Below are 12139 nucleotides of genomic sequence, written 5' to 3'. Positions count from 1 at the left end.
TTTTTTAGTGAGGACAGATACTAGAAACATGAATAAAAATAAAAAAACGTTAAAAGTTGTGCAGATTGTTTGTCTGCTGGCAGCTACACTTTTCATGCTGATCCAGATGTACAGCTTGAAGGGGATTGCGGCCCGTGCACATTATTCGTTTGTTCGCTTTATGCCGAATATGCTGCACAACGCAACGATCATGATTGTACCAATGGTCTTTGGTGCTGTTTATAGCAAGAAAAAACAAAGCGTGAGCGAAAGCTTTAAGTATTGGCTGATGGCAATTATCACGCTAATTGTTTATTACATTCTTTTCTTCATTAAAGTGCCTGGTCGCTTTAATATGTGGCGTGTGTTTGGGATGCTATTTCCAATTATTACTAGCACTTCCGTTTTATTTGCGGGTCTGTTTTTCAGTATGCTGGTTCAACCACGTCTTTATGATTTACAACACAAATTAACGGAAAAGCAAAATCTCTTAGTTTTAAGTATTCTAACCTTGCTAGGCTTTGCTTTGAGTGCGGGGAATTTGACATTCCAGTATTCACTGTATGGACTATACCTCATCTTATTTTTTGCTTGGGGGATGTTCTTAGCCAACGTTGAAATTAAGGGTAAGGTTTTAGCCCTTGCACTATTAAGTGGCTTAATTTCGTTTTTTGTCGTGATAATCGGCGTTTCTGGTTTTGATGCCGTTTATTGGTCACAAATCATTTCCGGCAACGGTGGTGGTGATTGGAATCGCGAATTTTTAAATAATCCGTCTTCACCATTTATGTTTTTACTGGTAGTTGCTGCCTTTCTACTTTTCAAGAAAGTAATCATGACTTTTAGTGAAAAGCAAATGCATTACTTCATTCCCGTAATTATGTTTATGGACGCACCGATTTCTAATCGGTTTATGAATGCCTTCCGTTTTACTGGTTCATCTGTAATCAACAAGTTAATCATGATTGTTATCATGGTTATTATTGCGATTATTTGGGATCAGTTACTGGAACGGTACTTATTTAAGCTAAAGCCTTGTGCAAAAGTAATCGATTATTTAAATCACGAGTCAAGTTTAGCCAAGATCTGTGAAAAAGGTTGGCAAATATTTACCCGCTTTATCATTAGAAACCGGGTTAACTTGTTAACGTGGGCATGGTTTTATATCCTGAGTTTTGGTTCGTTTCTGATTGAGTCAGACAATCTGCGGATTCAAATCAGTACTGCTGCAACTATTAATGCAATTGTCTACTTGCTAGGCACCAAGTTCTTTGCCATCATTTTGACAACGATCTTTTTAGATGCCTTGTTCTCCATTTTTTACTTTATTACGACTAGGTATTGGACTTCCAATATGCTTGTCAGCTTAATTGCGATTGGTTGGGCAATTGCGAATAAGATTAAGCTTCTTCTTCGCGGGGAACCTATTTACCCAACTGAAATTAGTGAAATCGTTAACTGGAAGACACTTTTGCCGATGGTCGGCAAGAAATTGGTTATCGTCATTTTGATAGCCATTGTCATTGTCATCGCACTTGATGTCTTCTTAGAACTTAAATTTACAATCAAAAAACATGGTTCATGGAAAAAGCGTGGGATCTGGGCACTGATTAGTTTGCTCTTATTCATGACGCCACTTCGTTTTAACCATGATGGTGGGGTTATTTACCACATTAACCGTGGATTTGATAACCGGCAGAAATTTAGGAATCCTGAGCGAGATATTCAGGTTAATGGGCCAGTCTTAAACTTCTTGAACTACATTGATCTGCAGATTATGGATCAGCCTGCAACAGGCTATTCTGCTTCAACAATCAAGCAGCTAAATGACAAGTATTCTAAGGTAGCAAATAGGATTAACAAAAACCGCAAGAACGATTTGCAAAAGCAAACAATTGTCTTTAATTTGAGTGAAAGTTTTGTTGATCCAAATACCTTCCCAACAATCAAATTTGAGCGTTCCGCTCCAAATCCAGTTAAATTTATTGAATCAATGAAGTCACGTTCTTCATATGGTACGATGCTTAGTGCTGGCTACGGTGGTGGAACTGCCAACATGGAATGGGAGACATTAACCGGACTGAATATGGGTCTATTTAAATCAACTTTGACACCATATGTTCAGGTTGTGCCAAATTATGACTTTTACCCAACAATTGGAATGAACTTTGATTACAAATCTGCTGTTCACCCATTTATTGGTACATACTATTCAAGACGTGAAGATTATCGCCGCTTTAAGTTCGATAAGTTTGTTTATGCCGGTTCCAAGTATAAGATTATTGACCAAAAGAAACTGGGCAAGAGTGGTTATAATTCCGACTTTACAACGTATGCAAATGGCTTACACCAAATTAATTCACGTAAGGGCGGCCAGTTTATTAACCTGATTTCAATTCAGAACCACATGCCTTATAACAATTGGTATCCGCATAACGAATACATGGGCAAGATTTCTGGTGATTTGTTTAACACCCCTGCTGTCCGTGAACAGATGGCAACATATGTCAAGGGGACACAATACACTGATAAGGCGGTTAAACAGTTTATCAGTCAGATTGATAAAATTAAGAAGCCGATTACCTTGGTCTTCTATGGTGATCACTACCCAAGCATTATTTCACAAAGTTATACTGCGAAATATCCGGTACAAATGCACTCAACTCGCTACTTTATTTACTCAAATAAATATGCCCGTGAACACGGCGCTAAGACGAGATTGCCACGGAAGGCGAATAACTTTGTCAGTTCCAGTGACTTTATTGCAATGATGTTGGAACAAACTGATTCAAAGGTAACGCCATACCAAGCACTCTTAACTGAGGTTCATAAGAAACTGCCTGCAATTACCATTAACTTTGATGGCGATAAGGGTTATGAGTTAATTGGTCGCAAGGGTCAAGTAATTGATCCAAAATATCTCACTAAGAAGCAACAAGAATTATTGTCCGACTATGAGACTATTCAGTATGATATGACTGCTGGTAAGGCTTATGGTTTGGGAATTAAAGGTTTCTACAAGTAAAAACGGATATTGACTTATTAAATAAAAATGAGTATGATCATTTATAATCAATTTAAGTAGCACTTCGATTCAGCGGACAGAGAACTAGCGGCTGGTGTGAGCTAGACAGGTCGAAGAAAGCGAAATACAAATAACAGGGTGGTTTCTTTAAAGACCAAGTTAAGGCGTTTATTTGAACGCAAACGTGGGTGGTACCACGGCTATGAAAAAGTAATTTAGTCGTCCCTAGATTCGATTTAGAATCTAGGGATTTTTTATTGGAGGAAAATAATGGCGAATTTTGATATCTTAGAGGACTTAAAATGGCGCGGCGCAATTAACCAGCAAACTGATGAAAAAGGTTTGGCTGAATATCTTGAAAAGCACGATGATTTAGCCTTATATTGTGGTACAGATCCGACAGGTGACTCACTTCATATTGGTCACTTAATTCCTTTTATGATTTTGAAGAGATTTCAACTTGCAGGCTACCACCCAGTTATTGTTATCGGTGGTGGAACAGGTACGATTGGTGATCCATCTGGTAGAAGCTCTGAACGAGTATTGCTTAGTGCAGAAAAACTTCACCAGAATGAATTAGCTTTAACCAGACAAATGGAAAGACTGTTTGGAACAGAGAACTTTGAAATTGTTAACAATGCTGAATGGTTGGATAAACTGAGTCTGATCGAATTTTTGCGTGAATATGGGAAACATTTCCAAGTAAACAACATGTTAAGTAAGGATGTTGTAGCCAATCGGTTAGAAAATGGTATTTCATTTACTGAATTTTCATACCAAATTTTGCAGGCCATTGATTTTTACCAATTGAATAAAGAACACGGTGTTCAAATGCAAATTGGCGGTAGTGACCAATGGGGCAACATTACGGCAGGAATTGACTTGATTCATAAATTGCTGGGTTCTGATCGCCAAGCATTTGGTTTGACCATTCCGTTGATGCTAAAAGCTGATGGAACTAAATTTGGTAAATCAGCTGGTGGTGCTGTTTGGCTTGATCCGGAAAAGACCAGTCCATATGAGTTCTACCAATTCTGGATAAACCAAGATGACCGTGACGTTGTTAAATACCTGAAATACTTCACTTTCCTCAGTCACGAAGAAATTGATGAACTGGCAGAACAAGTTAAGAATGAGCCATGGAAACGGACTGCACAGAAGACTTTAGCTCGGGAAGTAACTAAATTTGTTCATGGACAAGAGGGCCTGCAAGAAGCAGAAATGATCACTGATGCACTATTTTCTGGTGATATCAAGGACTTGACCGTTAAGCAAATTGAACAGGGACTTAAGAGTGCCCCTACGGCTGAAGCAGATGCTAGTGCAAAGAACATTGTTGACTTCCTAGTTGAGACAAAGATTGAACCATCTAAGCGGCAAGCACGTGAAGATGTTACTAACGGTGCAATTTATATTAATGGTGACCGGCAACAATCTGTTGATTTTGTAGTTGATCCGGAAAAGGCCTTCTCTGGTAAATACGTTATTGTCCGTAAAGGGAAGAAAAAGTACACCTTAGTTAATATTACTGCCTAATTTGACGCTTAAGAAACGACCTACTGCATTTTACAAAGTGGGTCGTTTTTATTTTTGGCAAAATGATGGGGCAGAGAACACTAAGTGGCTTAAAATAGAATTAACTAATTTTTGAGGGGATGATAGCTATGCGCGCTAGGGTAATCATTTATAATCCTGATTTGACGGCAATTTTATTAATTCACCGGCAAAAAAAGCAGCGAAATTATTGGGTAGTCCCTGGCGGCGGTGCAAAAAGGAGTGAAACGCCACGAGAAACTGCCATTAGAGAAATTAATGAAGAATTACGAATAGAGTTAACGCCAGCACAGTTACGGCAACTATTTGTGATCGATGATGAATACTTCTTTTTAACTGATTATCGGCAAAAAGCTGTGCCTGACATTAGCGGCGAAGAAAAAGAGCGGTCAACCAGTACGAATGTTTATCGGCCGGCTTGGGTTTCTTTGTCCGAATTGTTAAAAATCAACTTGATGCCACCCGCATTAAGCAAAAAGATTCTAGCAGTGATTAAATAGCGACTGTAAATATTTGTTTTATTATTTTTGGATTTATGATTGACATGTTACTATCTGTTAATTCATAATTTGGTTTTAGCAATATAAACTTATTGACTAAAAGGCCCTAATAAAGGAGGCTCACCTATGAGTAATGATGAAATATTAGTTACAACAACTGAAAATATACCTGGTAAGGAATACGAGGTTATCGGTGAAGTATTTGGTTTAACAACCCAGTCTAAAAATATGATTAAAGACTTCGGTGCAGGTTTAAAGTCAATGGTTGGTGGAGAAATCCGCAGCTATACACAAATGTTGCAAAAGTCACGTGAACAAGCTTTAGAGCGCTTGCGGCAAGAAGCTGTAGAAAAAGGTGCTGACGCAATTGTGATGATGCGCTTTGATTCTGGTACAATTGGTGGTGACATGCAATCAGTTGTTGCCTATGGAACAGCAGTGAAATTTCGCTCAAGTGCAGAATAATTAATTACTGCGGAGATATCCACCGGACAAGGTGGATATTTTTTTGATAGAATATTCTTGCCGCTTTAGCTCAGGAGGTAGAGCACCGCCGTGGTAAGGAGGAGGTCCTCAGTTCAAATCTGGGAAGCGGCTTAAATATAGTTCATTGATATTAATTAACCTTAATAAAGCAAGGATTTATGCAGAATGATTTATACTAATTTCAGTTAATTAAAAATAATTATGCACACAGAAATGCACACGCAAAATAGCGTGTTCCGTGAAAAAACTTTTAGATAGAAATAAAAGCTGGTATATCAACCTTATTAGTCACTTTTACGTGTGCAGAAGTGTGCACAAAACTGATATTGTATTATTGTTTTAAAATTAGAATCTCTAATAGTATACTGAATTATAAGAGAATTGCTTGAAAATAGAAGGAAGTAAAATTGAAATGAATCAAATGAGTAATAATAGAATAAAAAAAGTAGTAATAAGTACAATTAGTATAGCTTTTACGATTTTATTATTTGGTTTATTTGCTACGCATACTAATAGCAAAAATAATATTACTAATCAGGTACAAGCTTCAAGTCTCACAATTCCAAAAAAAATGCGTGGAACTTGGAAATCAAAACCAATCTACTCGTCCGAAACAAAACATATTAAAAAGAATATGGCTGTTCCCGCTATGAAAATGAAGGTGACTGCTAAAAAAGTTAGATGGCATTTTATTGGCTATGTTCCAGCACCCTATAATAGAAAAAAACATACAATTAAATTGGTTTCTAAACAAAATGGCCAACCAGTATTAAAAGGCCATGGTCCATTTCGTGATGATAATTACTTACAAATGAGTGGGAAAAAATTGATTCTTGCATATCATGGTGGCTTTAATCAATTTACTAAAGTAGCAAAATAAAAAACTAGCTATTTAGTTAATTAAGAACAAATAGTTAGTTCAAATCGGATAGATCAATTTATACGAAAGAAGTTTTTATCATGAGAAACAAAAAGTTATTAACGAAAACAATTATTATAGGAACCTTATTATCTACTAGCATTGGTACTTTAAGTTATAACGGTACGAATGTAAGCGCTAAGGCTTTACCAGTTGCTACTACAAAAGATTATAATAAATTACAAAGATTAGCTAATAAACCAGGTACGCACTATGTTAAAACTAGAAAATGGTATGCTGGTTTTGTACCTGGAAATAACGTAGAAGCTATTGGCACTTTTGGCACATATAAGTTAACTGGTGCAAAAGCCGATCCAGGTAAGGATGATTGGCAACCATATATTGGTACTAGGAATATTAACGGAAATAAATATTTCATAATAAATAATAAAGAACAAGATGGTAAAACTAAATATTTAGTGCCCGCAGCATATTGTCAAGTACCATACGCTTATAAGTTAAAGCCAGGACATAAAACTGTATATGATTATGACGGATCTTTAGCTAACGCATGGAATGGTTATAATCCATATAGAAATTCATATGGTGAAACTTTAACTAAGGAAAATATTATTTACAGTAGCCATAAAGACTCTGCAAAAGAGGTAACACTTGATCGTGTTGGTCAAAATACTGGTAAGAACCAAGGGTTCTGGATCGGTAAAACACCAATCACATTTAGAGTTGATGGTACTGATACCTACGAAGATTACTACCCACTGTACAACTATGATCCATCAGGTGAATTAGTAGTCAGCTACATTAAGACTGAAGATCTGGATCAATTCGAACCAGCTACGGTAACTTATAACTGGTTAGGTACGATCACCAAGGATCACAAGTTTAAACCAGAACATAAGAAATTAGACCTTTAATTATCAGTAACGGAAGATAATTCATAATTCAATAAGTCGTATTATTTAATATTATGAAAGGAATCATACATGTCTAGATTTAGTAATGTTATTTCTAAGACAAAGATTGTTATTGTTATTTAATACCTACAGTCATTACTCATAATGATTGTGTATATGTATTGTGTTTTTTATTTAAAGTGCTAAAATAAAATTGTAAGCGGTTAACACAGCTTACAGACCGTTATAGCGGTTTGCGGTCGTTAAAGGCGTTCTAACTACTCAGAGAGTTTATCTACGCAAATTGTAGTTTAAATCCTACAAACTCATATTTATTGAGTAACCGACAAATTGGTCAAACATATTTAATTGTTGACCTTTTCTTGGGCGATTAGATTAATCTAATCGCCTTTTTTATACTTAAGTAAGTGAGTAAATAAAATGAATATATATAACGAATTTGCACCACAAACATTTATTAATTTAAAGAACAATGATGTCTTTATTAGTCTTCCTGGTATCTTAAACTGGATAATTAATAACTCCGCTCTAGAAAGTATTCCTGCTAGAAATTGGGACATTACAGATTTAAAATCTTTTTTAATTAAGCATAATATTAACATCATATCTAAACAAGAAAGTGATTTTAAATTTGCTTTTAACGATATAAATTACACTGCCAATATGCAAATTACACCAGATGAAGAATTTGGGGCAAGCAATACGAAAAGAGTAGAGCTACTAAATTCTAATGACTTATTGAAATTAGTTAAGCTATTGCAATTGGGCAATTCTACTACTAAGCAGTACCAGGAGCTCATGTTTAAGGGCTTTTATCAAGACCAAAAAAGTGGATTATTTGTTTTCAACCTAAAGGATGTACTGTATAGTTTTGTTAACAATTCTCGAATGTATAGGTCAATAACATTTCGCTCCACTCTGAATGAACTCAAAATTTTTGCTAGTAAAAATAAAATCCAAATAGAATCAATTAATCCCAATCAAATTGAATTCTTAACAATGCCTGAAGAAATTAGGCCTAAAACTATTGATCAATCTTTTGATACGATTTTTGCTGACACAACTAATAATATGGTGGTTGTTGATAAAAATGCAGCTACAGCAAAGATACTCGAAGTAATTAGCACGAAGGGGTTATGCGAACTCTATCAAGCTATGCAAGAATTGGTGCCTGACTATTCTGAGGTTTCTTCAGGAGTTATTTGTCCCATAGATAAAGATAATGAAAATCTCTATAGTGTAGAAGCTACTCTTGAAATAATTAATTTGAGAACGGAAAGAATTAATATAAGTATTAGTAAAAGTGCAGTTCGTAAACAAATAAAAAAATTGGTCTCTGAAAATCCAGATAAATTTAAAACCTTCAATGTTAAAGCTGAATCAATTAATTTTCATAATAAGATTAGGCTGTATAAAAGCAATAAAGAGCTGTATTTAAATGAGCCATTGTTTGAAGCGTTAATAAATTTTTATTTACAAAGATATGCTAATCACAATCCTAATCCAGGACCACAATTTGAATTACTGTTTCCATCAATAATGGAAGAATTTAAAAAACGCGCATTAACTTTTGATCATCAATCTATTGAAATAAATTACGATACTATTAATGGTACTGAATCAGGACTTAACTATTACAAAGAAAACCTAGAAGAGTATATAAAAGAAAGAGTCAAGTGGTTAAAAGCCAAGCTAGACTATTTATATGATGGAATCACCACAAAAATAAGGTATGATATGCAATCTTCGTTACTTTTGCAAGTTGAAGCAGGTAAAAAAATATTACAAGAATGTTGTAAACAAGCCCAAAATTATCCTAATCCTTGCTTAAGAAGTATTTTGCAGAACGAAATACCACAAGCTTATAAGCAAATTATTAGTGATAGGGGCCGACAAGATTATAAGCAAGGGACTAAAATCAACTATGATGAATTGAAAGCAATTGACCAAGAATTTGAAGAGAATTTCAGTAAGAAAGTCAAAGACTTACTTGTAACAGTCAAGGAAAACTTTAACCAGGTAATGCAAATCATTAATAATTTAGCAATTAAAGTACATATAATGATTGATCTCAATAATCTTTAATAATATGAACCGAAAATAATAGATACTTTCGGTTTTTTTTGTCCAAAAATTGTCTTTTGCTCTGCACCTTAAGTCTAGACAATTTTAGTTTTTAATTTAACTAAACTATGTTTACAAGTTGGAGAACCGACTTGCAACTATTTTATTTAAATTGAAAGGAAGTATTATTTATGAAACGAAAAATGATAAGTGGATATTCCCAACAAGTAGTTAACAGATATCTCGATTTGGCCAAGCCAATCTATTGCTTAAGTATGGATCTAGCACCTCAATATGAGTGGAAAGACAGCAGACCTACCGACAACGTGGTTGCATACAGGGGATGGTTTACTCAAGAGGGCGCCGACGCGTTCTCAGTCAAGTTTACTAGCGAGATCAAATTACCTAAGTATCTTGCTAAGGTTGAGTTTGATGGCCTTGAGGCTTGCGAAGTTAGGAATAATGTGTACTTCCGAGCAAAATCGATAAAGGAGGCAAAATAATGGAGCTAAAACAATATCTAACCAGATGTCTGAACATGGCATTGAATTTGAAAAGCGGCGAAACCACTTATAATAATAGTTTTGAGGTTTTAATCCAGAAGGATGGATTCATTTTTTTACCTCGAATGCCCGCCAGCTTTGCGCTGGATGACGATTTGTACAGTCAAATCTATAAAATTACTAATGCTGCACTTTATCCTGACTACACCCTGCTTTTGCAAAATGCTGCTTACTTTATCGCCTTAAAGGACAAACCGCTGAGTTTAAGACGTGGTTTTTTCTTTCCCTGGATAAAGGGTATCCCAACTAGGCTAGTAATTAATGATAACCTGGATGCTTACTTTAAGGGATGTCAAGACACCCCACATTCAATGTTAGTACCAATCATGCGCGATTTAGGAGTTGATTACCGTAAGATAACCAGCATTGCGATAGCTGGCAATAGCGGGTCTGGCAAGACTTACTTGCTGACATACCTACTAGCAGCCTTGAATCCAATCTCAAGTCAAACGATAGTTATTGACCCTAAGCAAGATTACATTAGCCGCTATGCACAAGACCACAATATTAAAGCCATTTATCCTAGTCATGATGAGTCTAAGTCTGATTATGTTTCTTCTGTTAATGAAATTTTAAGTAAAGCAAAGTCAATCATTCATCAACGTCAAGCAGCTATGTTTGATAATCCGACTAAGACCTTTAGACCAATTACTATCATGATTGATGAGTTGCTGGCCCTAAGTGAGGGCGTAAATAAGCAAATTAAGGATTCATTTTTTGAGCTTTTATCACAGATAGCCTTGTTAGGTAGAGCCTCTCAAGTACACTTAATCTTGTGTGGACAGCGCTTAGATCATACCTGTGTTCCAACATCGGTTAGAGAGCAATGCAATGTACGTATTCAACTTGGCAACATTAATAGTGCTACTACCCGATTTTTATTTCCTGATTTAGACCCTACCGGTCTAGTAATTCCCAGTGGAAAAGGAACCGGCATTATTCAAATAATTGATAATGACCACGCCTACAATGTTCAATCTTTATTGTGTCCCACATATGGAAAGGAAAAATAAAAATGGGTCTTCAACTAAAAGCAAAAGTATACACTGCTATATATTGGCTAAATAATAATGTTATTATCCCTGGAGTATTACTCGTAATCTTATTTACTTATCTTTATTTTTCATCTTATTGGTGGTTGAAGCAAATTTTACTTTGGATAATTTTATTAAACTTAACAGTAACAGTTATTACTATTATTGGGGTACTGATTAGTCTAATGCTTATCTCGACTAAAAACTTATTATTGTGGCAATCGCTTAAGCAAACCTGGAATTTAAGAAATTTTATGCATCCATTAGATTATGATGATGTTCTTGACTCAAAAAATGTTGAAATAAATTATGCAATTAGCATGAGTTTTGTTGAGATTAAGACAAATAAAATTGTGGTTTGGCTATATAAGCCTCTTAACTACTCACCACGTGTAAGATTGCAAGCTATTTGGTCGACTGCCAGAGTAGAAGTAGCCGAGTGGAATGATAACAATTACATTTTTTCAAATGTTGAAAATAGTACTAATAGGCATTATTACAAAATTGAAGGAACAAAAGTTGAATAGCGGCTTTGCCGCTTTCGCCACTGGGCGAAGGAGCGGCAAGAAGCCGCCTAAAAACAAACTTAATACAAATGTGCAACAAGCGTAAATCCCTTATCAGTCGTGACATTTAACGGGCTCGTTATCATAATGTCACGAAGTGTGCAACTGTGCAGGGACAGAAAGGAAGTGACGCCAATGAAGAAAGAAATAAGAGCCAGACAGTTCATGTACGCCCAAGACCTAAACCATTTGAAAGTTAAGTCCCAAGAACTCCCTAATATACTAGATAATTCTGGCGCAATCGAATGGGCGTATATCAACCATAATCATGATCAAAATGAAAATGGTGAGCCAATCCGTGAGCATTTCCATATTGTGCTGAAGTATGAACACCCCCAGACGATCACTAGTATTGCAAAACTATTCCAGGATAAATCGCAATACGTGCAAATATGGCATGGCCGCATTAATAACGCATATTCTTATTTAATCCACGAAACCGCTGACGCCGAAAACGCCGATGGCAAGTACCATTACGCCGATAGTGCAGTCAAAGCATCATTTGATTATCCCAAGCGCTTAGAGCAGATCCGCGCCAAAATCAAGCTTAGCCCGAAATACGAAAATGAACAGA

General features: G+C 35.8%; 11 protein-coding genes and 1 tRNA gene. All 12 read left to right on the top strand.

Annotated elements, in window-relative coordinates; genetic code table 11:
* Window positions 1–28: 28 nt before the first annotated feature.
* Window positions 29–3004: an LTA synthase family protein gene (locus tag J3U71_RS07970; protein WP_220268519.1), complete on the top strand. Its 2976-nt coding sequence runs from the start codon at window positions 29–31 to the stop codon at window positions 3002–3004.
* Between the two features lie 270 nt (window positions 3005–3274).
* Window positions 3275–4540, top strand: a complete 1266-nt coding sequence (gene tyrS, locus J3U71_RS07965; protein ID WP_267393829.1) for a tyrosine--tRNA ligase — start codon at window positions 3275–3277, stop codon at window positions 4538–4540.
* A gap of 128 nt (window positions 4541–4668) precedes the next feature.
* Complete coding sequence (locus tag J3U71_RS07960) at window positions 4669–5058, top strand: NUDIX domain-containing protein (RefSeq protein WP_267393831.1); 390 nt, start codon at window positions 4669–4671, stop codon at window positions 5056–5058.
* A 126-nt stretch (window positions 5059–5184) separates the two neighbouring features.
* Window positions 5185–5523 (top strand): heavy metal-binding domain-containing protein, encoded by a 339-nt coding sequence (locus tag J3U71_RS07955; RefSeq protein ID WP_103752923.1) that lies wholly within the window; start codon window positions 5185–5187, stop codon window positions 5521–5523.
* Between the two features lie 59 nt (window positions 5524–5582).
* Window positions 5583–5655, top strand: a tRNA-Thr gene (locus tag J3U71_RS07950).
* A gap of 274 nt (window positions 5656–5929) precedes the next feature.
* Window positions 5930–6424: a hypothetical protein gene (locus tag J3U71_RS07945; RefSeq protein WP_267393833.1), complete on the top strand. Its 495-nt coding sequence runs from the start codon at window positions 5930–5932 to the stop codon at window positions 6422–6424.
* Between the two features lie 80 nt (window positions 6425–6504).
* Entirely contained in the window at window positions 6505–7338 is an 834-nt protein-coding gene (locus tag J3U71_RS07940) for a hypothetical protein (RefSeq protein WP_267393835.1), read from the top strand.
* A 420-nt stretch (window positions 7339–7758) separates the two neighbouring features.
* The gene (locus J3U71_RS07935; RefSeq protein WP_267393837.1) at window positions 7759–9423 is read left to right on the top strand and encodes a hypothetical protein; all 1665 of its coding nucleotides are present in this window, start codon (window positions 7759–7761) and stop codon (window positions 9421–9423) included.
* A gap of 170 nt (window positions 9424–9593) precedes the next feature.
* Window positions 9594–9905: a hypothetical protein gene (locus J3U71_RS07930; protein WP_267393839.1), complete on the top strand. Its 312-nt coding sequence runs from the start codon at window positions 9594–9596 to the stop codon at window positions 9903–9905.
* Window positions 9905–10978 carry a helicase HerA domain-containing protein gene (locus tag J3U71_RS07925; protein WP_267393841.1) on the top strand — a complete coding sequence of 358 codons (1074 nt, stop codon included), beginning with the start codon at window positions 9905–9907 and terminating at the stop codon, window positions 10976–10978. The genes J3U71_RS07930 and J3U71_RS07925 overlap by 1 nt, the downstream gene beginning before the upstream one ends.
* A 2-nt stretch (window positions 10979–10980) precedes the next feature.
* Window positions 10981–11526, top strand: a complete 546-nt coding sequence (locus J3U71_RS07920; protein WP_267393843.1) for a hypothetical protein — start codon at window positions 10981–10983, stop codon at window positions 11524–11526.
* A 126-nt stretch (window positions 11527–11652) separates the two neighbouring features.
* Window positions 11653–12139 (top strand): Rep family protein (locus J3U71_RS07915; RefSeq protein WP_267395732.1); only part of this gene is annotated, 487 nt, incomplete at its 3' end.

Origin of the sequence: Lactobacillus sp. B4015, assembly GCF_026536055.1 — a bacterium.
GTDB lineage: Bacteria > Bacillota > Bacilli > Lactobacillales > Lactobacillaceae > Lactobacillus > Lactobacillus panisapium.
The sequence above is the reverse complement of the archived record's forward strand: the minus strand, read 5'-3'. Positions and strand labels throughout refer to the sequence as shown.